Genomic DNA, 21,370 nt, shown 5'->3' with positions numbered 1-21,370 from the left:
TTTGAGTTGATTTATATAGCGTAAAGGTGTTCTATAAACCAGTACAGATACAGAAATTTTTAAAAAAGCAGCACAGAATGACTTTTCAATATCAGGTTCTTGCGAATCAATTAGCACATCGAATTTATCAAGATGAACTCAAGCCTCATCAAAAGCTGATTTCGTTACGAGATTTCGCTCGTCAGCACACTATTAGCTTAAGCACGGCAAAAAGTTGCTATGAATTGCTTGAGGCGAGGGGGCTTATTTATGTGAAGCCGAAGTCGGGTTATTTTGTGGTTGCTCGTACCCAGTCTAGCCCTATTCCGGATAGCCCAGACTTTTTGTCTTTACCTCGGCAAGTCTCAAATCTAGAGTTGCATAACCAAATTCAAGAAGCAGCCTTACAAAGCCATCTTGTACCGTTGGGTTCGATTCAGTTGACGCCGCATTTTATTCCCATAGAGGGTTTACGTCGTTCTATTCAACGAGCTTTAAAAAATTGTCAGCCACAAGACTTTCTCTATTGTAATAAACAAGGGCATGAGCAATTAAGAAAAGCGCTTTCTGATCATTGGCGCGAAGATGGAATCTTCATTGCAACGGAAGATATTTTCATTACCAATGGTTGTATCCCTGCTTTGTCTTTAGTGATTCAGCACCTAACAGAAGTAGGTGATAGTATTTTGATTCCGACACCTACTTTTAATGGGCAGCTACAGCTTTTAGCCAGTTTAAAACGGCAGATTATTGAAATTCCAGCGCATCATCGTGGCATTGATCTTGAACGTTTAGAGTCATTGATGCAGCAGGGTTTGGCAAAGGTTTGCCTGATGACAGCCAATTATCAGAATCCTTTAGGATATTGTTTAAGTAATGCAGAAAAACAAAAGATTGCTGAATTAGCTGCAAAGTATCAGTGCTTTATTATTGAAGACGATATTTTTGGTGAATGTGGTTACAGCAATGAACGCCCGCTACCGATTCGCTATTGGGACCGCGAAGGCTATGTCATTTGGTGTGGGTCAGTTTCTAAGTCGCTGTCGAGTGCATATCGGGTAGGGTGGTTTTGTTTAAGCTCAAAGCTACAACATTTAAGACTGGAGTTACTGGCAAGTAATATTGGCGTAAATACACCGCTACAATTAGGCCTAGCCGATTTTATTTATAGCCGTGGTTATCGAGAGCATTTAGAGCAGCTACGACCCAATCTAATGCGACAGGTCGAGCAATATCGCAGTTGTATTTTAAGAGCCTTTGAGGGCCTTTCGATTGCGTTAAGTCAGCCAGAAGGCGGCTATGCACTTTGGATACAGTTACCAAAGGAAGTAGATACCTTAGCGTTGTATTACACTGCCAAAGCTCAAGGAATTACCGTGGTACCGGGCCATGTTTTTGGTGAGGATGAACGATATCGACATTTCATTCGTTTAAATGCTGGGCATGAATTAACAGCAGATGTCCGCCAAGCAATTAGTGACTTGGCGGACTGGTCACGACGACAGATGAAAACGATGAGTTAGTTTTATTCTGCAAAGTCTGCTTTCAACACAATCCGGTAGCGTGCCTGACCTGAGTGTAAACGTTCAATTGCTTCATTGAGCTGTGACATTGGAAATAGCTCAATTTGAGGCGCAATTTTTTTGCGTGCCGCAAACTTCAAAAGTTGACGCAGGGCAGCTGGTGAACCCGTAGGTGAGCCTGTCACTGACTTAGCACCACTAATAAGTGAACCTACAGAGACAGGAACAGGTTCAAGGGTAAGCCCCAAGAAATGCAACGAACCGTTTGGTGCTAGCGTAGAAATGAAAGCACGCCAATTTAAAGTCACGTTTACTGTGCTGAGCAATAAATCAAATTTCCCTTTTTGTGCTGTTACCGCGTCTGTATCGCGGCTATTCACGACATGATCGGCTCCCATTGCTTTAAGTTCCTCTGTTTTATCAGGGTTGGAACTAAATGCAGTGATCTCACAGCCCCAAGCTTTAAGGAGCTTAATGGCGATATGACCTAAGCCACCAATGCCAATCACACCGACATGATGTGTTGCTTGAATCTTATGTTTAAGGAGTGGGGCAAAAACGGTAATGCCGCCACAAAGTAAAGGACCAGCACTTTCAGCGTCTAAATCTTCAGGGAGGGGAATAGCCCATTGCCAGCCTGCACGGACCTTATCGGCAAAGCCTCCAGCATGCCCCACGATTGTTGCAACACTTCCGCCAGTACAAAGTACTTGCTGTCCACCAATACATTCATCACAGGCTTGGCAACTTTCCGCGGTCCAGCCAATGCCGACACGTTGCCCAATTTGTAGACCTTTGGCTTCTGAACCCAAAGCAACAATTCGTCCAATAATTTCATGGCCTGCAACTACAGGGTACGCAGTTGAACGCCATTCATTGTTTAAAACAGAAACATCAGAATGACATAAACCACAGTATTCAACTTTTACCTCAACTTGATGCGGCTGCAATTCACCTGCGTCAAATTGGTAAGGAACCAGTTTCTCACCTGCCTGCATTGCAGCATAAGCCTGAATCGTATTATTGCTCATCGGAAACTCCTTAAGCGGATTTGAACCGTTATGGTGGGTTATGAAGCTTTAAATTGACAATCGTTTTCATGATCATCGACCATGCCTACTGCTTGCATAAAAGCATAACAGGTGGTTGGCCCAACGAATTTGAAACCATTCTTTTTAAGCGTTTTGGAAAGTTTTAAACTCAGTTCAGTCTGAGCAGGAGCTTGGCGGTAATCTTCAACATCATTGTTTTGTGGAGCTGCATCTACAAACTGCCAAAGCCAAGTAGGAACGTCGCCAACTTGTACTTTAAGTGCTTGCCAAGCAATCGCATTGTCACGAATGGCTTTGAGTTTACCTAAGTGACGAATTAAGCCTGCATCAGATAGTTTTAGTTCTAAAAAGTCATCTGTAAATGCAGCAATGTCTGCAATAGAGTGATTAAAAAAGTGTTCTCGGTAGCTTTCTCTTTTTTTCAGTACAGTAATCCAAGATAAGCCTGCTTGCTGGCCTTCAAGACAAAGCATTTCAAATAGTCGAGCTTCGTCATGTTCTGGTTTGCCCCATTCTTCATCATGGTAAGCAATATAGAGAGGATCGTTGGAACACCATCCGCAGCGTTGAGTTTTCATGTGATGATGCTCCTTATATTTATCTTAGAATTTTAAAGTTTAAACAGCACCCATTCATTTGGGCGCGTATCCCAATAATACAGTTCAGCTTGAGTTAAGTCTTCAAACTTTAGCCAAAAGTCTTTACCAACTTTATCTGAAAAACCGGTACTGATTAGCAGGGCATCATCACTGATTTCCATGATCCAGCCTTGATAGCTATTGCCATTTAAAATGATCTTTTGCTGATTGCCTGACTCGGCAAACTCTACTAAGCGATTGATCAGCGCTTCCGACATAAAGTGTTCCTAGCGTAAATAAGAATAAGGGTTAACAGCACCACGTCCTTTACCATCTAGATAAAGTCCGTAATGAAGATGTGGTGAAGTATAACGTGCATTGCCCGTATTGCCGACATAACCGATTAGATCACCTTTTTTGATGTAGTCACCTACATTTAAGCCACGTTTGTGACCATCAAGATGAGCATAATAATGCCATGTTCCCGCTGGGCCTAAAATCCAGATGACTTTGCCACCTAAATTATTATTACGAAGATCGGCAACGAGTCCTTCAGTTGCACTGTACACTTTGGTTCCACGTGGAGCCAAAATATCAATTCCTTCGTGACTACGACCCTGACTGCGAGCAGCTCCCCATGTGTCTTTTAATTCGTCTCGATCGACACCTTTCACTGGTACAGGCAGTCGATTTGGAAGCTGCATACTTTTGAGCTTGATGACTTGAACGGGTGGAAGAGGGGCAGGTTTTTTGGGTGCACTGGCACAGGCAGCCAATAGAAGAATCAGAAAACCAAGTGAGAAATGAGAAACAAAACGTCGCACAAAATACTCCCTGTCACAGCCATATCAAAATTATTTTACCCACTATGTCACGAACGACTCGTCGAGATCAATTTTTTCATAGCTGTTGGAACACCTTTAGCAATAGCTTGTTCTGGGCTTAGCCATTGGCCTTCAAGTTCAATTGCCAGATGTTCTTTTTGGTCAGGTTCCACGTGGAACGTGTGAGCATTAAGTAGCCATGTAAAGTGAGTGAAGCTATGACTGATTTGGAAGGTCTGCGGTTGAGGTTGCAGTTTAAATTGCTGACTTAAGCTCAGTCGCTCATGTTCCTTTTCTAAAATGGGTAAACAGATTAAACCGCCCCATAGACCATGAGCTTGGCGTTGTTGCCAAAACCATTCGTCTTCGCACTGAATAATAAGAACATCTGCGGTTCTAACAGGAGGTGTTTTTTTCGGTTTCTTAAAAGGTAATTCTTGTTCTAAACCTTGCTTGTAAGCTTGGCAATGTTCTTGCATTGGACAATATAAACATAGCGGTTTTTTGGGCGTACAGATAGTTGCACCCAAGTCCATAATGGCTTGAGTATAGTCATGGTTACGATGAGTAGGGCAAAGCTCTTCAGCGAGTTTCCACATTTCACGTTCGTGTAGAGGTTTGCTTAAATCATCTTCAATAGCAAAAAAACGGGCTAATACGCGTTTTACGTTGCCATCCATAATGACGCCGTACTGACGTAAACCCAAAGACATGAGTGCACCTGCGGTAGAGGGACCAATGCCAGGTAGTGCAATCCATTCTTCTAGTGTTTCAGGAAACTTGCCCTGCTGAGTAACAAGACCAGCTGCTTTATGCAAATTGTGCGCACGAGCATAATAGCCAAGACCTGCCCAGTAAGGCGCTACTTCATCCCAAGTTGCATGACCTAACGTCTCTACAGTGGGAAAGCGCTCCATAAAGCGGTCAAAATATTGCAGAACCGTTTTCACCTGAGTCTGTTGTAGCATAATCTCAGAAACCCAAACTTTGTACGGATCATCTGCAACTTGCCAAGGCAAATCATGACGACCATGTTGATCGAACCAGTTTAAGAGGGCATCAGAAAAAGAAAATTCAGGCATGAACAGCTATAGAAGAGAAGTAAGGGTTAAATTATAGCTGAAATTTAGATGAAATTTTGTTTAAAGCAAGCGAACAGCGAGAGTATGTTAAAACAGAGATTACCTGATAATGAACAATCTCTGTTTCATGTATAAAAAGGATTAATCCTTTTGTACACCCCAACGTTGGTCAAGTTTCAACGGTTGGTTTTTGTAGTATGGAATGACATGAATGTGGAAATGATCTGAATTTTGTCCGAATACTTCACCATCATTGAAACCAATATGGAAACCGTCTGGTTGATGGCGAAGTTGTGTTTCGTGGCGCGCAATTTCAAGAAGTGTAAGTAAGCCTTGATGTTCTTTAGAAGTGATATCAAAAAAAGAACGAACATGGCGTAGTGGTGTTACCACACAGTGGCCTTTAGATAGCGGATTAGAATCAGGCAAAATTACAGCAAATTCATTCTTATCAATGATGTCATATTCATCAAATTCGCAATACGGACATTTCTTGTCAGTCATTGTTGTATCCTCTCATGTTATTCCATTAAACCCCGAGTGCGGGAAATAAGACTAGGCTTTGCTCTAGCTCAACGGGAGTATAGTTATTGAAGTATGGTTTAAAAAATACAGTAAAAATATTGCAAAGTCATAAACATTTAAGGGAGCAAATGCGAAAAAACATTTGCTCCAAATTGGCTTCTTTTATTTTAAAGTACGATCTAACAACGCGTACATTTTAGCAAGGCCTTGTTTTTCAGCTTCGCTATTGTAGCCAAGGTCTACACCGTTTGCTTTCGCTTTTTCATCTGCAAGCGGGTTACTAAAGCCATGTTTAGCACCTTCTAAAACCACTACTTCGTGTTTAACCTCAGCAGCTTGCATCTCTTTTTCAAAATTAGCAACATCTTCTAAGGTGACCATGCTGTCTAGTTCACCATGTAGTACTAAAACTTCACCTTGAATGCTGCCTTTTTGAGCAGGTGCTTTCGGAGCTAATGTAGCATGGAACGTTATAATTGATTTAAGTGGCGCACCTGAGCGAGCAAGGTCTAATACGACTTTACCACCATAGCAAAAGCCAATTGCAGCAAGTTTTTCACTATTTACTTCTGGCTGTGCCGCTAGAGTTTGAAGCGCTGTATTGGCACGATCGGTAACCGTGTCTAAATTTTCAAATGTCTGCATCATCCATTCATAGGCTTGAGCGGCAGTCGAGGTCACTTTTTTATCGCCATACATATCAATTGCAAGCGCAGCATAGCCATGTTCAGCAAGCTCACGTGCACGTTGTTCAGTATATTCGTTACGACCCCACCATTCAGGACCAACAATCACACCCGCAACAGGTGTTTCACTATCTGGAGCCGCAAAGTAACCAATTAAATGGCTGCCATCTGGTGCAGTATATTGAATTTCACGGGTTTTAATTGCTGTACTCATGACCTTAATCCTGAAATTTAAAGAGATTTAAACACGCTTGATTAAAGCATAAAAAGATAAAAGTAATATCAATAACTGTGTAAGAATCTACATCAAAACAAAAGATAGAAAACTTCATGCAATAAAAAAGAAGGAAACTAGTTCCTTCTTTTTAGGTGATCATGATTAGGTTACGTTCTGCCTCGCGAAATGAATCCAATTACGGCGAGAATTACAGCCACAACTAATAAAATCACGGCAAAGTCTTTAGATAACCCTGCAACACCACCAAACCCTAATAGACTGGCAATGAGTGCAATCACTGCAAAAATGATAGCCCAACGGAACATATGCTGTTCTCCTTATTTTTTCATTGTCGTTTTACTATATAGCGTGTTTTTTGCACCGAATGTGTCGTTTATGTGGTTGAAATGTATATTAAACAATCATTTTGTGATGTTAGGAATACAGCTTCTTTTTTCGTAAGGATCACTTCAATGTTATACTTAGACACTGTTTTATCTCATCAGCTGCTAAAAAATTATGTCTACCGAGACCTCACTTCGTCCACTCTTCTGGAAAAACTATCCACTAGAGCAACTTACTCAAATTGAGTGGGAAGCTTTATGCGATGGGTGTGGTTTGTGCTGTCTGGTTAAGCTTGAAGATGAAGATACTCATGAGGTGGCTTATACCAAAGTGGCGTGCAAGTTACTTGATTGTGGTACAGGGCGTTGTTCAGACTATTCAAATCGTCAGCAGCAAGTACCTGACTGCCTGCAATTAACGGTTGAATCTTTAAAAACAATTCACTGGTTACCATCGAGCTGTGCTTATAAACGTTTGAATGAAGGTAAAAACCTACCTTCTTGGCACTATTTGAATACAGGCTCTAGACAAAGCGTAGTTAACGCAAAAAAGTCAGTTGCAGGACGTTGTATTTCTGAAGTCGATGTTCATGAAGATGATTTTGAAGATTACGTTGTAAGATGGGTGCGTTAACATGCTCGTGATGGGCATTTTTAATTACAACGTATTATAAAGTAACATTTTATCGTAAATTTTTTGCTCATCTCCGTTATATAACAATAAAAACAAAAGGAGATAAAAATGATGAGACGACTAACAGCCTCTTTATTATGTAGTAGCTTTCTTTTGTTAATGGCGTGTGGGTCTAATAATACAAATTCAAAAAACCTTGAACAAAATACGGCTGCAAAAACAGAGCAGACCGCCTTAACCAAACAACTTTATCAAACTGAAATATTTGCTCAATTCAATCAACCTTGGGCGATTATCAGCTTGCCTGATCAGCGTTTATTAGTAACTGAACGGCAAGGTAAATTAAAAATTTTTAATCCTAAAAATAAACAAATGCTGGATGTTCAAGGCATTCCAGCGGTTAATTATGGCGGACAGGGCGGTTTAGGGGATGTAGCTTTACACCCAGACTTTGCCAAAAATCACTGGATATATCTCAGTTATGCAGCCAAAGGGCAAGGCGGATCTGGTGCTGTTATTTCACGTGCTAAATTAGATTTATCTAATGCCAATCAGCCAAAACTTACAGATGTGAAGCAGATTTGGCAGCAAGTACCTAAAGTTTCAGGACAAGGCCATTATGGACATCGTATGCTTTTTGGCGCAGACGGTAAGCTTTGGGTCAGTTCAGGTGAACGACAAAAGTTTGACCCTGCTCAAAATATGAAAAGTAACTTGGGTAAAATCTTGCGTTTAAATGAGGATGGTTCAGCGGCTGTAGATAACCCTTTTTATAAGCAAGGTGGGGTCACTGCTGAAATATGGTCGCTTGGACACCGTAATCCCTTAGGTATGGCTTTTGACCGCCAAGGACAGCTCTGGGTGGTTGAAATGGGGCCTAAAGGTGGTGATGAGCTTAATATCATCGTAAAAGGTCAAAATTATGGTTATCCAATCGTTTCAAATGGAGACCATTATTCAGGCCAACCTATTCCAGATCATCACACTCGCCCAGAATTTAAAGCACCTGAAATTGACTGGACTCCCGTAATCTCTCCATCGAGCCTAATCATTTATCGCGGACAACAATTTCCTGCTTGGCAAAATAAAGCCTTAATTGGCGGGTTATCTTCTGAAGCCATTATTGTGGTGGATTTACAGCAGAAACCCGTGAAAGAAGTGCAAAGACTAGATATGAAAAAACGCATTCGCGGGTTACATGAAGCACAAGATGGCTCGATTTGGGTCATTGAAGACGGTTCAAATGCACGATTACTGAAGCTGAGTAAGAAGCCCTCTTAATGCCAACCAGCCTGTAAATAACGGACGTGTCTCATAGATTCAAATTGTAGATTTCTGTGAGACACAATAGACTATAGTGAAAAGACGATAAAGCCATTTGAGATGTCAGACACCCATATTCCACTTCCTGAACGCCTGCGCCCGAGAGACTTGTCTGAAATTATTGGGCAAGATCATTTGTTAGGTGAACATGCGCCCTTACGTCAAATGATTGATCAGGGGCATTTGCCTTCTATTATTTTTTGGGGGCCACCTGGCGTTGGTAAAACAACAATTGCTTTGCTTTTGGCTCAGGCGATAGATCGCCCATTTGTGAGCTTATCTGCGCTGAATACGGGTGTAAAAGAATTACGTGAAATCATCGCAGAAAGTGGTGATTTACTGACACCTGTGGTTTTTATTGATGAAATTCATCGATTTAATAAATCACAGCAAGATGCTTTATTGGGTGCAGTTGAAAAAGGCAAAATTACTTTAATTGGAGCGACCACTGAAAACCCATCTTTTGAGGTGAATAGTGCGCTTTTATCTCGCTGTCAGGTCTATACCTTAAATAGTTTAGACAGTGAGGCAATTCAAACACTCCTTAATAATGCACTTCAAACCGATAAATTCTTAAAAGATCGTTACATTCATGTTGAAGAATATGATGCTCTCATTCAGTTTGCAGCAGGTGATGCGCGTAAAGCACTGAATTTACTTGATCTGATTGCCAGTACCTTTGAACCAGAAATTGAAAACACGATTACCAATGCAGTTGTGGTGAAAGTTGCTCAGCAAAATATTGCGCGTTATGACAAATCTGGTGAGCAGCATTACGATTTAGTTTCAGCCTTTATTAAATCAATTCGTGGTAGTGATCCAGATGCAACCCTGTATTGGATGGCACGTATGCTCAAAGGCGGAGAAGATCCGGTTTTTATTGCAAGACGTATGCTGATTGCAGCCTCAGAAGACATCGGAAACTCTAACCCTAATGCGCTATTGCTAGCAGGTGAGTGTTTCCGCTCTGTACAAGCGGTAGGGATGCCTGAGGCTCGAATTATTTTGGGTCAAACCGCGGTTTACTTAGCAACGAGTGCAAAAAGTAATAGTACTTATTTAGCGATTAATAAGGCCTTGGAACTTGCTGAAAAAACGGCAAATTTACCTGTGCCTTTGCATTTGAGAAATGCGCCGACCAAGCTTATGAAACAACAAGGCTATGGAATTAACTATCTCTATCCGCACGATTACCCTGAACACTTTGTACTGCAAGACTATTTGCCACCTGAGTTAAAGGGAAGCAAACTCTATGAGTCTGCAAGAAACAAGCGTGAGGTTGAAGGTGAGCGCTTACAGCAAAGACGTTGGCAGCAACAACAGCAATAAAAAGCTAAATTTTGATTTGTCCTTTGTCTAATGATTCAGAATTGGGCTGCTCAATAAGCATGTTGGAATTGTTTTATGATGTGATGAATTTACTTTTAGTATGGCTAAATTACTATGTTCATTATCTGTAGCGCTGCAGGTAATACGGCGATTAATAAGGTAATTGCCATTGTGATATTAAAGGTTAAAGCAAATATGGGTTTTATCAAGAATTGCCGTAAGAAAATACCACCAACAGCCCATATTGCAACACATGGAATAGAAACGAGCATCAAAATAAGAGCAGCATTGATGAGATCGCTTAAGTGACTGTTGAAGGAGATATAGGTTGCGATTGTGCTAATGGCAATAATCCATGCTTTGGGATTGATCCATTGAAAAATTGCACCTTGTACAAAGCCCATAGATGGTTTTTGTTCCAACTCTATGTTTAGTGGACCGCTAGATGCAATTTTCCATGCTAACCAAATAATATAAATAAAGCTGATTAAGCTTAAAATAAATTGAAACTGTGGGTAAACATGAAAAATTTGTTTCATCCCTATGCCAATAGCTACAAGTTGAATACCAATACCAAAAGCAATACCTAAGACTAAAGGGAAGGTTCTGAGTATGCCAAAGCGAGCACCAGAAAGCATTACTAATATATTATTTGGACCAGGAGTACATGTCATAACGATACAGAACAAAAGATAAGATACAAAAAGTGAAGAGTTCATGAAGTTAGTGAAATAATTAGGATAAATATAATTTTATTGTTTATTCTGCGCAATTTGATTGTATATTAATCATAAAAATAGAGTTTAATGCAATTAATGATTGAATTGGATCGATTGGACCGAAAGATATTGTGTGAGCTTGAGCGAGATGCACATTTAACTAATATTAAGTTGGCTGAACGGGTTGGTTTATCTCCCTCAGCTTGCTTACGAAGAGTTCAGGAATTAGAAAAAGTTGGAATCATTCAAGGCTATAAAGCGATTATTGATTATTCACTTTTAGGCATTGGATTTATTGTATATGTAACCATTGGGCTTTCTAATCATTCAAAAGCATCTTTAAAATATTTTGAAGAAGTGATTTTGGCTTCACCTGAGGTGACAGAATGTCATACCATTACTGGTTCTGTTGAATATTTACTTAGGGTAGAAGTGGCCGATATTAAGGCCTATAAAAAGTTTCATACAGATGTCTTAGGGACTATTCCATCGATTACATCAATTACCAGTTTTTTAGTGATGGATACCACTAAAAATAAATACACTCATATATAAGATATTGAAAAATAAAAAACCGGGCTAAAGCCCGGTTTTTCATAAAGTTTGAACGATTAGATAGCAGATAAATCTACGCCTAAACGAGCAGCAACTTCTTCATAAGCTTCAACAACACCGCCTAAACCTTGACGGAAACGGTCTTTGTCGAGTTTCTTCTTAGAATCTTTATCCCATAGACGGCAGCCGTCTGGAGAGAATTCGTCACCAAGCACAATACGGTCATGGAAAACACCGAATTCAAGCTTGAAGTCTACCAAGATCATGTTGCCTTCAGCAAATAATGCTTTTAATACATCGTTTACTTGGTAAGTTAACACTTTCATTTGCTCTAATTGTTCAGCAGTCGCCCAATCTAAAGCAATCGCTTGAGATTCGTTAACCATTGGGTCGCCTAGACCGTCATCTTTATAGAACAATTCAAATGTAGGAGGAGTTAACTCTTTGCCTTCTTCTACACCTAAACGACGGCATAGAGAACCAGCTGCGTAGTTACGAATTACACATTCAACTGGAATCATTTGAAGTTTTTTAACAAGCACTTCAGTTGGAGAAAGTAATTTTTCAAAATGCGTTTCAATACCCGCAGCAGCAAGTTTTTCCATAATGAAGGCGTTAAAAAGGTTGTTCACCTTGCCTTTACGATCTAGTTGTTCGATTTTTTCGCCGTTGAACGCAGAGGCATCATCACGAAAGACTAAAATCAGATGGTCGGCATTGTCTGTTTCATATACAGATTTTGCTTTACCAGTATAGAGCAAGGTTTGTTTTAACATGAGGGAACCTTTTAAAAAAAATGCCTAGTAAACGACTAGGCTGGCCAATTTTGGTAAATCTGGTTTAACACTTCAGCAGCCACATCTGGGCTTGCAAAAGTATTGTCTACATTAAATAGAGCAAGAGTATGACTTGAACCCACACCAGTGAGTTTAAGCACATAAGTATTGTCATTTACTTTAATCGTCGCCTGATTACTACCTTGAGCGATGATGTTGTAATTTAAAGTACTTAATGTCGCTTTGGTGTATTGCCAGATCTCGGTCGTATTCCCATCAACTTTTAATAATGGGTTTTTATTACCGTCGGTCACAAGCTGAGGACGTCCAAGCGCAGTTGTCGTTTGAGCAGATGTATCTGCTGTTGCATTGTTACCCTGAGTTTGTTCAGGGCGTGGCAATGCAAAACGGTTACCACGCTGGTTTTCAAACTTCGGCGCGTGCTCGATAGCGAGCTGGTCAACAGTTGGTGCAGGGTACAAAGGCGTCACTGGTCGTACAGTTGCGTCGGCAGGATACTCAAGCGGGGCAAGTTGCTTGGCATTTTTATAATCTAAAGAGTGATTATTAATTGCGAAGCGACCACAACCAGCTAAACTCAAGGCTGAAACTGCAAGGACTAAACCAAGACGTAATTGCATCATAAATTGCTCTTATTAAATAATTCCCGCATCTTTTAGGGCATTGCGGAGAGGTTCGCGATATTGCTCAGCGAGAGGAGTGAGTGGTAAACGAATACCAGTATCAATCAGTCCCATCTCATGTAGTGCCCATTTCACAGGAATTGGGTTTGATTCGCAAAATAGAATATTGTGTAAATTTGCAATCTTATTGTTAATCGTCTTCGCTTCTTGTTCATCTTTGGCAATTGCAAGAGCACATACTTCGCTCATTGCTTTAGGCGCAACGTTTGCTGTCACAGAGATATTACCGTCTGCACCAAGAAGCATAAGTTCCCATGCAGTATCATCATCACCTGAATATACAGCCATCTTGCCGTTTAAAGCCTCGATTAAAGCTTTACCACGAGGTACATCACCTGTTGCATCTTTAATACCGACAATATTAGGGATCTCTGCTAAACGTACAGCTGTATCATTTGCAAGATCTACACCCGTACGGCCAGGTACGTTATAAAGAATAAGTGGTAATTCTACGGCTTCAGCAATCGCTTTATAGTGTTGGTAGAGGCCTTCTTGAGTTGGCTTATTATAATATGGTGTAACAAGTAGGGCTGCATCTGCGCCAAGATCTTTAGCCGCTTTAGTTAGTTCGATTGCTTCACGGGTTGAGTTTGCACCAGTACCGGCAATAATTGGAATACGTTTATTGGCTACACGAATAATTTCTTTAATAACCTGTGTGTGCTCTTCCATGCTCAATGTTGAGGCTTCGCCGGTTGTACCGACGGCTACAATACTGTTTGTACCTTGTTCTATGTGCCACTCAACCAGCTTCTCAAGACCCTTCCAATCTACACCGCCGTCTTTCAACATAGGTGTGACGATTGCGACGATTGAGCCTTGAATGGTCTGTGCTTGCTGAGTCATTTTTAAAAATATCCTATTTATCCATCCGAATCTAAGGTAAGAAAAACAAAATGTGGGATGGTTGCAGTATTTTGATTGTCCAGTTCTAACAATAACAGATTGTTGAATGACAATTATGCAAATTATGACTGATCAGACGCATAAGAACAATACGCCTAACGGATAATCGCGATGTAAACTTGAGGAAAAGATAGGATGTGTTGGTATTGCAGGGGTGAGAAGGGTCAGTAAATATAACAATACGGCTTGATTCGACTGAGCCTTACTTAATATGGGCTTTTTTTATGGCAAGATAGAATGCAATTTCCCGATTGGGATTGAAGATGACATGAAAATGAATAAACAGCCAAAAAATGCGGTTTTAATCGTAGTTGATGTACAAAATGGTTTTACACCGGGTGGAAATTTAGCAGTTGCCGATGCTGACACAATTATTCCAGCGATTAACCAACTTTCTGATTGTTTTCAAAATGTTGTTCTAACGCAAGATTGGCATCCCGATAATCATATCTCTTTTGCACAAAACCATTCGGGCAAGCAGCCATTTGAAACCATTGAACTCGACTATGGACCACAAGTGCTTTGGCCTAAGCATTGTGTACAAGGCACCCAAGATGCCGAGTTCCACCCGAATTTAAATATTCCGAAAGCTCAACTGATTATTCGAAAGGGCTTTCATGCTCATATTGATAGCTACTCGGCTTTTATGGAAGCAGATCATGCCACAATGACGGGTTTAACGGGTTACTTAAAAGAGCGTGGCATTGATACGGTTTATGTAGTCGGAATTGCGACGGACTTTTGCGTGGCATGGACTGCTTTAGATGCAGTTAAGCAAGGTTTTAAAACTTTAGTGGTTGAAGATGCTTGCAAAGCTATTGATTTAAATGGCTCGTTGGAACAAGCATGGCAAACCATGCAGCAACAAGGTGTTGACCGCATTCAATCGATTGATCTGTTGAGTGGGCGCTAAGTCTATTGGTCTAGTATTTTAATTTTTAGGGATAGAAAGTATGTCTGCATTACTGCGCTTTACCCAATTTATTCAAAAAACGTTTGCCCTATGGGTGATTGTTTTTGCAACACTAGCGCTATGGCAGCCTGATTTTTTTGTTTGGCTCAAAGCATACATTCCAGGGATTTTGGGCATTATTATGCTTGGTATGGGAATGACCATGACTGTAGATGACTTTAAAGGTGTATTGCAAAGCCCTAAAGCTGTGTTGATTGGGGTTGTTGCCCAGTTTGTGGTGATGCCCGGTTTAGCATATGTTCTATGTAAATTATTTAATTTGCCCCCTGAAATTGCGGTGGGTGTGATTTTGGTGGGTTGTTGCCCAGGTGGAACGGCTTCAAACGTGATTACCTACATGGCCAAAGGCAATGTGGCTTTATCAGTAGCCTGTACATCGGTATCTACGCTTTTAGCACCCGTATTAACACCTGCTATTTTCTATCTGCTTGCTAGTCAGTGGTTAAAGATTGATGCAGCTTCGATGTTTATTTCGATTTTGCAGGTGGTGTTGCTTCCTATTGTCGTTGGTCTAATTTTAAGAACATGGCTCAAGCGTCAAGTCGAATCCTATATTCAAGTCATGCCATTAGTTTCAGTGATTGCAATTGTAGCGATTGTGGCAGCCATTATTGGTGGGAGCAAAGCAGCCATTCTACAATCGGGCTTGCTCATTTTGGCTGTAGTGATATTGCATAATGGATTTGGGTATTTGTTAGGTTTTGCAGCAGCACGGTTCTTTAAATTGCCTTATGCGGACAGTAAAGCCATTGCCGTTGAGGTAGGGATGCAAAACTCAGGTTTAGGTGTTGCGCTCGCAGCAGTACATTTTGCGGCTTCCCCGATTACCGCAGTGCCAAGCGCGATTTTTAGCCTTTGGCACAATATTTCTGGGCCTGCACTGGCGACTTATTGGGCAAGTCGTACGCAGGTAGACAAACCCATTCAAGTAAAAGCTGACTAATTCATTAAAGAGGATGGGTTACTAACCAATCTTCAATCTCATTTTCAGAAATCACCTCAAAACCATGGCGCTGTAAAAGCGCTGTGGTAATCCCAACTCCCGAAATTTTCTCTCCTTGAAAAGTCCCGTTATAAATTTTTTGACTACCACAAGAAGGGCTATTTTCTTTTAAGACGACACAGCTTGCTTTTATGTGCTGTGCAATTTCTAGAGTGCGGTAAGCACCTTTTAAATATAACGTTGTTACATCTAAACCAGATGAATCGGTAATTTTTGCTTTGCCATCTAGAACATCTTGTCCTGTACCTCCCACAATTTCTGCGGGTAAGCGCGGAGTGGTAAAACCACCTAATAACTCTGGACAAAGAGCATGAGCTTTTTTATTGATTAACAGCTGCTTAAGTAAAATATTTAGGCAAGATTTACCGTCATAACGAACAGGTTCGCCAATTAAACATGCGCTGATTAAAAGCATAGTTTTCCAAACTCAAAGCAGGTGAGATTTTTGAAGATTAAGAATCATAAACAGAATATGGAATATGACAATTCATTTTAAAAACAGACAAATTAAAAGATTACTAAAATTATGCAATTCATAATCAAGTTATGTATTGCATAATTTAATTGTTTTTAGTAGCATCTGTTTTAAGGTAAATGGCCATTGGAGATCCAACAAGGATGTTGGTCTCCATAAATCTATAAATGATTTTTAGGAAAAGACGATTTTTAAGGGTTTAGTGAAAAATCTCAATCGTACTTTTAGATAAGAAAGGACAGTGTATATGGAAAATAAACACCAAATGGAACGGGAATTAATCATCAAAAGCTTCACGCTCATCATATCTTCGTTTTAGTGATTCGTTTTTTTCTCATAGGATGCGTTGGGTTAAGGCATTTTGACGGTTCAAAGACCTAGCCAATAAATACGTATTCTATAGAGAAAGGAGCTGAATTGATCAGCAATAGAGATAAACGGAACAGGTAATCACCCGAGGGAAACTAGATGGATATTTTAGAGAACCCATTAGAATTATGCGGTTTTGCATTTATTGAGTTTGTTTCAAAAGAAAATGAATTAGATCCAGTTTTTGAAACAATTGGCTTTTCAAAAGTAGCCAAGCATAAATCGAAAGAAGCGTACTTATGGCGTCAAGGAAATATCAATATTATCCTGAATTATCAGCCAGAATCTTATGCTTCATTCTTCTTTAATGAACATGGTCCATCGGCTTGTGCGATGGGCTTTAAAACACATGATGCAGCAAAAGCTTTCCAGAAAGCAGTAGAGCTTGGTGCTGAACCGATGTATTCAAAAGTTGGGCCAATGGAGCTTAACATTCCCGCAATTAAAGGTATTGGTGGCATGCCAATCTTTTTAGTTGACCGCGATATTTATGAAAATGACTTTGTTTTCTTTGATGATGCCCAAAGACATCCAGTGGGTGCAGGCTTAAACGAGATTGACCATTTAACTCATAATGTCTACAAAGGCCGTATGGAGTATTGGGCAAACTTCTATGAAAAAATCTTTAACTTCCAAGAAATTCGCTACTTTGATATTAAGGGCGAATATACAGGCTTAACGTCTAAAGCATTAACAGCGCCAGACGGCATGATCCGCATTCCGTTAAACGAAGATTCAGACAAAGGAAACGGCCAAATTGCAGAGTTCTTGTCTGATTTTAATGGCGAAGGTATTCAACATATCGCGTTTATTTGTGATGACTTAATTTCGACTTGGGATAAGTTAAAGGACCTTGGTCTGAAATTTATGACACCGCCGCCAAACACCTATTATGAAATGCTACCAGAACGTTTACCTGAGCATGGTGAGCCGACTGACGAGTTAAAACAGCGTGGTATTTTGCTAGACGGCAATACTAAAGATGGTCAGAAGAAACTGTTATTGCAAATTTTCTCTGAAAACATGATTGGTCCAGTCTTCTTCGAATTTATTCAACGTAAAGATGATGATGGCTTTGGTGAAGGTAACTTCAAGGCGTTATTTGAGTCAATTGAACGTGACCAGATTCGCCGTGGTGTTCTCGAAACTAAATAAGCTGAGCTTTGTTTCTGATCTAAAAAAACCAAGAGTTTGATCTCTTGGTTTTTTTATAGCTGTTAATTAGCGACTTTTAATATATTGATTGATGAGCTTCACTTCATTTTTTAAGATTTCAATCGTTTTACTTTGTGGGTCAACTGGTAAAAACATTTCGCTATCAAGCGCAACAATACAAAACTCGATGCTCTGATTCGAGTTGAACACAGGTAAACCAACAGCGTTAATGCCTGTTAATAAATCACCTTTCGCTGCTGACATTTCTTGCTGGCGAATAGTTTCTTTAAGCTCTGTAAATGCCTGCCAGTTTTGTGGCGCAATGTTAAGACCAAGTTCTTGATGCTTTTGCCATTCTGCTTCCATTAAGGGGCGAACAAAATGCTCAGGAAGATAAGAAGCAAATAAACGTCCCGCAGCAGAATTGACTAAAGGCATGATCGAGCCGACTTTAGTGACAATTGAAATAGGATGGTTTGATTCAATCGATTGAACAACTACAGGACCTTTCGGCGACCATTTACTAATTTGTATGCCGCAACCAATTTTGTTTTGTAGGTCGTAAATTAAATGCTGTACTAGCTGTAGTGTGTCGCTATGCTGAACACAGTTGAGACCTAAGCGCCATGCCTGATCACCTAAAGCATATTGCCCATCATCAAGTTGTTTTGCATATTCCATGCGAATAAGGCTGACTAGATAGCGGTGCACTTTGGCAGGATGCATTTCTAGCTTGCTCGACAGATCTTTGAGAATAATAGGTTGATTGTGCTCTAAAAGGGCGTTTAGTACAGATAAACCGACTTCAAGTGATTGAACCCCCCCAGATACTTTTTCTTCAATCATTTAAATACCCTTAATAAAGTTACTTCAGCTGTTAAACAGCGCTGTTCAAAACATAAATTGAAATTGCTGCGATTTACATCATGCCTGAGCCCAGTGAGAAATAGAAATCACCTTTTTCTATTAGCGAAATTGGCATGTTTAATAATCAACAATTTTCTAAAGTCACGGCACTCTCATTTATAGCGCGATTTTCTAAAAATTTAGCAGTTTTAAATAATATAAATCGGCATTGATATAGAACCGTTCATTCAAACAATTCTAATCAATGCCGACTTTTTAGTTTGCTCTTTTAAATTAGGTTCCTAACTCTGCTTCATGTAAGAAATGAGTGTGGTGTGGAGCGCGTTTGGTTTTGCTCCATTCCTCTAGCATTTCAGCTTTCATTTCTTCAGTAATTTTTGCAATTTTTTCTTCAGCATGAACATCGTTATAAGTCAGTTCTAAACGATGACCATTTGGATCGAAGAAGTAAATTGAGTGGAAAATGCCATGGTTGGTTACGCCCAAAACTTTCACGCCATTTTCTTCTAAATGTTGCTTGGCAGCCATTAGGGCATTTAAGTCTTCAACTTCAAAAGCAATATGTTGTACCCATTGCGGGGTATTTTCGTCTCGGCCCATGTCTGGTTGAGTCGGCAATTCAAAGAAAGCCAAAACGTTGCCTTGTCCTGCATCTAAGAATAAATGCATGTAAGGGTCAAAGGCTTTAGTTGAAGGCACATGGTCTTCAGCAAAAGCTAAAATAAAGTCCATGTTGAGCATTTTTTTATACCACTCAACAGTTTCTTTCGCATCCTTACAACGATATGCAACGTGATGTATTTTTTTAATGGCAAATGTCATATTAAAACTCCTTTTTACTATTCCCAATCTGGTTGTTGTTCTGGTGCCGCGTTATAGAAGGCTGGGATAGACAAACAATGGTGATAAATCGATTCAATTTTTGGAAACGCAGATAAATCAATCTTGAAGCGTTTCGCGTTGTAAACCTGTGGAATCAGACAGCAATCGGCAATTGTTGCTTGATTTCCAAAGCAAAATTGTCCATTTGAATCTTGAAGTATCTGTTCAAGATTTTGAAAGCCTTCAATAATCCAATGCTGATACCAATAATTTTTCTGCTCATCTGAAACATTTAAGTCATTTTTTAAATATTTCAGTACACGCAGGTTGTTTAATGGGTGAATATCGCAAGCGATTGCTTGGGAAAAAGCACGGATTTTGGCTCTCTCTTGCACATCACTTGGAAGTACTTTGATTTCTGGATATTGCTCATCCAGATATTCCAAAATACTTAACGATTGAGACAAGGTTAAATCGCCGTCAATTAAAGTCGGAACGAGAGCACTACGGTTTAACTTTAAATAGTCTTCGCTTTGCTGTTCGTTTTTTACCAGATGAACTGGAACAGTCTCATAAGCTAAACCTTTAATATTTAGACCAATCCGTACTCTGTAGGCTGCAGAGCTACGAAAGTAACTATACAGCTTCATAGTCTGGCTCCGAAGTTTCTGCAAAGTCGAAAGTTAATGCAGGAAGAACCGTGTTTCGAACTTCACCAAAGCCAATGCGAATACCATTTTTCTCACTGTGACCTTTCATGATGAGCGTATCGCCGTCTTGTAAGAAACCACGAGTTTCGCCATTAGCAAGTGTCAGAGGTTTAGTCGTGTTCCATGTAAGCTCAAGCAAACTGCCATAAGAGTCAGGTGTAGAACCTGAAATCGTGCCTGAACCCATCAAATCACCTACTTGAACGTTACAGCCTCCAATGGTGTGGTGAGTGAGCTGTTGAGACATAGACCAATACATATATTTAAAATTGGTTTTACAAATCACATCGCTTTGTGCGGATTTCGGACTTTGAATTTCAACACTCAAATTAATGTCGTAACTATTCGCGATATTTTCTTGTAAATAAGCTAAAGGTTTAGGTTCTTGTTTTGGGCCTTCAACTTTAAATGGTTCAAGTGCTTCAAGTGTTACCACCCAAGGTGAGATCGCACTGGCAAATGATTTTGAATTGAATGGACCTAGAGGAACATATTCCCATTGCTGGATATCGCGTGCTGACCAGTCATTGAGTAATACCATTCCAAAAATATGGTCCCAAGCATTTTCAATCGAGATCGGCTGGCCAAGCCCCGTCGGTTTACCAATAACAAATGCTGTTTCAAGTTCAAAATCGAGTTTACGCGATGCAGAAAAAACTGGGCGCTCTTCATTTGGAAGTTTAATTTGTCCAGACGGACGCACGACTTGAGTGCCACTGACTACAACAGAGCTAGCACGACCGTTATAACCAACAGGTAATTCAGTCCAGTTTGGCAGTAAAGCATTTTTAGGGTCGCGGAACATACAGCCTACATTGGTCGCATGTTCTTTAGAAGAATAGAAATCGGTATAACCAGGCACTTGAAGAGGTAAGTGCAAAGTAACGCTGTCTTGTTTAACTAAAACTTCTTGGCGTAATGCTTCATTTTCTTGAAGTGTTAAATTTTCAACTGAAAGAAGAGACTGTAGTGTCTTACGAACTTTTGACCAGTTAGCTTTGCCAGACTCAATAAATTTATTCAGTGTCGGTTGATTAAAGTATGTGTCTTGTTCTGAGAGTTTTAAAAGACCGTGCTTTTCAAGAGCAGCGAGATTAATCACCCAATCACCAATAGCTACACCAACCTGACGCTCACCATCAGCTGTTTTACTAAAGATACCATAAGGCAAATTATGAATAGTGAAATCTGATTGAGGTGAAACTTCAATAAAAGAGTTTAGTTTTTGTTCCATTTTCGC

25 protein-coding genes are annotated in these 21,370 nt (G+C 40.1%); 8 read left to right on the top strand and 17 right to left on the bottom strand.

The features are described from left to right. The first annotated feature begins 77 nt into the window (after positions 1–77). Positions 78–1,502, top strand: coding sequence for an aminotransferase-like domain-containing protein (locus tag FY048_RS09785; RefSeq protein WP_446090993.1), 1,425 nt, complete (start codon positions 78–80; stop codon positions 1,500–1,502). 2 nt (positions 1,503–1,504) lie between these two features. Here the strand turns inward: FY048_RS09785 and ahr are convergent, their stop codons facing one another. From ahr to FY048_RS09745, 8 genes are all read right to left on the bottom strand, one after another. Further along, a complete protein-coding gene (ahr, locus tag FY048_RS09780; RefSeq protein ID WP_446090992.1) occupies positions 1,505–2,533 on the bottom strand; it encodes an NADPH-dependent aldehyde reductase Ahr in 1,029 nt (342 codons plus the stop codon). 38 nt (positions 2,534–2,571) lie between these two features. Beyond that, entirely contained in the window at positions 2,572–3,132 is a 561-nt protein-coding gene (locus FY048_RS09775; RefSeq protein WP_446090991.1) for a DNA-3-methyladenine glycosylase I, read from the bottom strand. A gap of 32 nt (positions 3,133–3,164) precedes the next feature. Continuing rightward, positions 3,165–3,410 carry a hypothetical protein gene (locus FY048_RS09770; RefSeq protein WP_001287364.1) on the bottom strand — a complete coding sequence of 82 codons (246 nt, stop codon included), beginning with the start codon at positions 3,408–3,410 and terminating at the stop codon, positions 3,165–3,167. Between the two features lie 9 nt (positions 3,411–3,419). Continuing rightward, on the bottom strand, positions 3,420–3,956 hold the full coding sequence (locus FY048_RS09765) for a M23 family metallopeptidase (RefSeq protein WP_446090990.1): 537 nt from the start codon (positions 3,954–3,956) through the stop codon (positions 3,420–3,422). Between the two features lie 47 nt (positions 3,957–4,003). Continuing rightward, complete coding sequence (mutY, locus tag FY048_RS09760) at positions 4,004–5,038, bottom strand: A/G-specific adenine glycosylase (protein ID WP_446090989.1); 1,035 nt, start codon at positions 5,036–5,038, stop codon at positions 4,004–4,006. A gap of 141 nt (positions 5,039–5,179) precedes the next feature. Next, positions 5,180–5,542, bottom strand: coding sequence for an HIT family protein (locus FY048_RS09755; RefSeq protein WP_005300389.1), 363 nt, complete (start codon positions 5,540–5,542; stop codon positions 5,180–5,182). Between the two features lie 183 nt (positions 5,543–5,725). Continuing rightward, entirely contained in the window at positions 5,726–6,463 is a 738-nt protein-coding gene (locus FY048_RS09750) for a dienelactone hydrolase family protein (protein WP_446090988.1), read from the bottom strand. Positions 6,464–6,633: 170 nt separating this feature from the next. After that, positions 6,634–6,792 (bottom strand): DUF1328 domain-containing protein, encoded by a 159-nt coding sequence (locus tag FY048_RS09745; RefSeq protein WP_002053759.1) that lies wholly within the window; start codon positions 6,790–6,792, stop codon positions 6,634–6,636. Between the two features lie 193 nt (positions 6,793–6,985). Here FY048_RS09745 and FY048_RS09740 point away from each other — a divergent pair, with 193 nt between their 5' ends. From FY048_RS09740 to FY048_RS09730, 3 genes are all read left to right on the top strand, one after another. Then, positions 6,986–7,444, top strand: a complete 459-nt coding sequence (locus FY048_RS09740) for a YcgN family cysteine cluster protein (protein ID WP_446090987.1) — start codon at positions 6,986–6,988, stop codon at positions 7,442–7,444. Positions 7,445–7,552: 108 nt separating this feature from the next. Continuing rightward, positions 7,553–8,725, top strand: coding sequence for a PQQ-dependent sugar dehydrogenase (locus FY048_RS09735; RefSeq protein ID WP_446090986.1), 1,173 nt, complete (start codon positions 7,553–7,555; stop codon positions 8,723–8,725). 102 nt (positions 8,726–8,827) lie between these two features. After that, complete coding sequence (locus tag FY048_RS09730) at positions 8,828–10,096, top strand: replication-associated recombination protein A (RefSeq protein WP_446090985.1); 1,269 nt, start codon at positions 8,828–8,830, stop codon at positions 10,094–10,096. 104 nt (positions 10,097–10,200) lie between these two features. Here the strand turns inward: FY048_RS09730 and FY048_RS09725 are convergent, their stop codons facing one another. Further along, the gene (locus tag FY048_RS09725) at positions 10,201–10,770 is read right to left on the bottom strand and encodes a LysE family translocator (protein ID WP_446090984.1); all 570 of its coding nucleotides are present in this window, start codon (positions 10,768–10,770) and stop codon (positions 10,201–10,203) included. 132 nt (positions 10,771–10,902) lie between these two features. Here FY048_RS09725 and FY048_RS09720 point away from each other — a divergent pair, with 132 nt between their 5' ends. Then, complete coding sequence (locus FY048_RS09720) at positions 10,903–11,370, top strand: Lrp/AsnC family transcriptional regulator (RefSeq protein WP_446090983.1); 468 nt, start codon at positions 10,903–10,905, stop codon at positions 11,368–11,370. A 56-nt stretch (positions 11,371–11,426) separates the two neighbouring features. On the opposite strand, the gene purC is transcribed toward FY048_RS09720, so the two are convergent. From purC to dapA, 3 genes are read right to left on the bottom strand one after another with little or no spacing between them, the layout of a single operon-like run. Beyond that, complete coding sequence (gene purC, locus FY048_RS09715; RefSeq protein WP_016139778.1) at positions 11,427–12,146, bottom strand: phosphoribosylaminoimidazolesuccinocarboxamide synthase; 720 nt, start codon at positions 12,144–12,146, stop codon at positions 11,427–11,429. Between the two features lie 35 nt (positions 12,147–12,181). Then, entirely contained in the window at positions 12,182–12,787 is a 606-nt protein-coding gene (locus FY048_RS09710; protein ID WP_446091013.1) for a lipoprotein-34 precursor (NlpB), read from the bottom strand. 15 nt (positions 12,788–12,802) lie between these two features. Next, positions 12,803–13,696, bottom strand: coding sequence for a 4-hydroxy-tetrahydrodipicolinate synthase (dapA, locus tag FY048_RS09705; protein ID WP_446090982.1), 894 nt, complete (start codon positions 13,694–13,696; stop codon positions 12,803–12,805). 328 nt (positions 13,697–14,024) lie between these two features. Between dapA and pncA the strand changes: the two genes are divergently transcribed. Further along, the gene (pncA, locus tag FY048_RS09700) at positions 14,025–14,669 is read left to right on the top strand and encodes a bifunctional nicotinamidase/pyrazinamidase (protein WP_446090981.1); all 645 of its coding nucleotides are present in this window, start codon (positions 14,025–14,027) and stop codon (positions 14,667–14,669) included. Positions 14,670–14,709: 40 nt separating this feature from the next. Further along, a complete protein-coding gene (locus tag FY048_RS09695) occupies positions 14,710–15,672 on the top strand; it encodes a bile acid:sodium symporter family protein (protein WP_446090980.1) in 963 nt (320 codons plus the stop codon). A gap of 4 nt (positions 15,673–15,676) precedes the next feature. Here the strand turns inward: FY048_RS09695 and FY048_RS09690 are convergent, their stop codons facing one another. Continuing rightward, complete coding sequence (locus FY048_RS09690) at positions 15,677–16,147, bottom strand: DUF523 domain-containing protein (protein WP_446090979.1); 471 nt, start codon at positions 16,145–16,147, stop codon at positions 15,677–15,679. A 528-nt stretch (positions 16,148–16,675) separates the two neighbouring features. On the opposite strand from FY048_RS09690, the gene hppD reads away from it, so the two are divergent. After that, positions 16,676–17,731: a 4-hydroxyphenylpyruvate dioxygenase gene (gene hppD, locus FY048_RS09685; RefSeq protein WP_446090978.1), complete on the top strand. Its 1,056-nt coding sequence runs from the start codon at positions 16,676–16,678 to the stop codon at positions 17,729–17,731. Positions 17,732–17,797: 66 nt separating this feature from the next. Here hppD and FY048_RS09680 read toward each other — a convergent pair whose 3' ends face one another. The 4 genes from FY048_RS09680 to fahA all read right to left on the bottom strand — a co-directional run bounded on the left by FY048_RS09680 (position 17,798) and on the right by fahA (position 21,364). Further along, positions 17,798–18,577, bottom strand: coding sequence for an IclR family transcriptional regulator (locus tag FY048_RS09680; protein WP_003654237.1), 780 nt, complete (start codon positions 18,575–18,577; stop codon positions 17,798–17,800). A gap of 294 nt (positions 18,578–18,871) precedes the next feature. Continuing rightward, complete coding sequence (locus FY048_RS09675; protein ID WP_004790185.1) at positions 18,872–19,420, bottom strand: VOC family protein; 549 nt, start codon at positions 19,418–19,420, stop codon at positions 18,872–18,874. Between the two features lie 17 nt (positions 19,421–19,437). Further along, the gene (gene maiA, locus FY048_RS09670) at positions 19,438–20,070 is read right to left on the bottom strand and encodes a maleylacetoacetate isomerase (RefSeq protein WP_446090977.1); all 633 of its coding nucleotides are present in this window, start codon (positions 20,068–20,070) and stop codon (positions 19,438–19,440) included. Further along, positions 20,057–21,364: a fumarylacetoacetase gene (fahA, locus tag FY048_RS09665; RefSeq protein ID WP_446090976.1), complete on the bottom strand. Its 1,308-nt coding sequence runs from the start codon at positions 21,362–21,364 to the stop codon at positions 20,057–20,059. Before fahA ends, maiA begins: the two co-directional genes overlap by 14 nt. Positions 21,365–21,370 lie beyond the last annotated feature (6 nt).

Source organism: Acinetobacter sp. 1124_18A, from assembly GCF_052824995.1.
The sequence above is the reverse complement of the archived record's forward strand: the minus strand, read 5'-3'. Positions and strand labels throughout refer to the sequence as shown.

What these genes read in the sequence shown, in the direction of transcription:
- ahr (WP_446090992.1), bottom strand. Translation starts at nt 2,533, where the DNA reads ATGAGCAATAATACGATTCAGGCTTATGCTGCAATGCAGGCAGGTGAG.
- FY048_RS09690 (WP_446090979.1), bottom strand. Translation starts at nt 16,147, where the DNA reads ATGCTTTTAATCAGCGCATGTTTAATTGGCGAACCTGTTCGTTATGAC.
- FY048_RS09710 (WP_446091013.1), bottom strand. Translation starts at nt 12,787, where the DNA reads ATGCAATTACGTCTTGGTTTAGTCCTTGCAGTTTCAGCCTTGAGTTTA.
- purC (WP_016139778.1), bottom strand. Translation starts at nt 12,146, where the DNA reads ATGTTAAAACAAACCTTGCTCTATACTGGTAAAGCAAAATCTGTATAT.
- FY048_RS09735 (WP_446090986.1), top strand. Translation starts at nt 7,553, where the DNA reads ATGATGAGACGACTAACAGCCTCTTTATTATGTAGTAGCTTTCTTTTG.
- FY048_RS09755 (WP_005300389.1), bottom strand. Translation starts at nt 5,542, where the DNA reads ATGACTGACAAGAAATGTCCGTATTGCGAATTTGATGAATATGACATC.
- FY048_RS09720 (WP_446090983.1), top strand. Translation starts at nt 10,903, where the DNA reads ATGCAATTAATGATTGAATTGGATCGATTGGACCGAAAGATATTGTGT.
- hppD (WP_446090978.1), top strand. Translation starts at nt 16,676, where the DNA reads ATGGATATTTTAGAGAACCCATTAGAATTATGCGGTTTTGCATTTATT.
- FY048_RS09675 (WP_004790185.1), bottom strand. Translation starts at nt 19,420, where the DNA reads ATGACATTTGCCATTAAAAAAATACATCACGTTGCATATCGTTGTAAG.
- fahA (WP_446090976.1), bottom strand. Translation starts at nt 21,364, where the DNA reads ATGGAACAAAAACTAAACTCTTTTATTGAAGTTTCACCTCAATCAGAT.
- FY048_RS09730 (WP_446090985.1), top strand. Translation starts at nt 8,828, where the DNA reads ATGTCAGACACCCATATTCCACTTCCTGAACGCCTGCGCCCGAGAGAC.
- FY048_RS09770 (WP_001287364.1), bottom strand. Translation starts at nt 3,410, where the DNA reads ATGTCGGAAGCGCTGATCAATCGCTTAGTAGAGTTTGCCGAGTCAGGC.
- mutY (WP_446090989.1), bottom strand. Translation starts at nt 5,038, where the DNA reads ATGCCTGAATTTTCTTTTTCTGATGCCCTCTTAAACTGGTTCGATCAA.
- FY048_RS09745 (WP_002053759.1), bottom strand. Translation starts at nt 6,792, where the DNA reads ATGTTCCGTTGGGCTATCATTTTTGCAGTGATTGCACTCATTGCCAGT.
- FY048_RS09725 (WP_446090984.1), bottom strand. Translation starts at nt 10,770, where the DNA reads ATGACATGTACTCCTGGTCCAAATAATATATTAGTAATGCTTTCTGGT.
- FY048_RS09680 (WP_003654237.1), bottom strand. Translation starts at nt 18,577, where the DNA reads ATGATTGAAGAAAAAGTATCTGGGGGGGTTCAATCACTTGAAGTCGGT.
- FY048_RS09740 (WP_446090987.1), top strand. Translation starts at nt 6,986, where the DNA reads ATGTCTACCGAGACCTCACTTCGTCCACTCTTCTGGAAAAACTATCCA.
- FY048_RS09695 (WP_446090980.1), top strand. Translation starts at nt 14,710, where the DNA reads ATGTCTGCATTACTGCGCTTTACCCAATTTATTCAAAAAACGTTTGCC.
- FY048_RS09750 (WP_446090988.1), bottom strand. Translation starts at nt 6,463, where the DNA reads ATGAGTACAGCAATTAAAACCCGTGAAATTCAATATACTGCACCAGAT.
- pncA (WP_446090981.1), top strand. Translation starts at nt 14,025, where the DNA reads ATGAAAATGAATAAACAGCCAAAAAATGCGGTTTTAATCGTAGTTGAT.
- dapA (WP_446090982.1), bottom strand. Translation starts at nt 13,696, where the DNA reads ATGACTCAGCAAGCACAGACCATTCAAGGCTCAATCGTCGCAATCGTC.
- FY048_RS09775 (WP_446090991.1), bottom strand. Translation starts at nt 3,132, where the DNA reads ATGAAAACTCAACGCTGCGGATGGTGTTCCAACGATCCTCTCTATATT.
- FY048_RS09785 (WP_446090993.1), top strand. Translation starts at nt 78, where the DNA reads ATGACTTTTCAATATCAGGTTCTTGCGAATCAATTAGCACATCGAATT.
- maiA (WP_446090977.1), bottom strand. Translation starts at nt 20,070, where the DNA reads ATGAAGCTGTATAGTTACTTTCGTAGCTCTGCAGCCTACAGAGTACGG.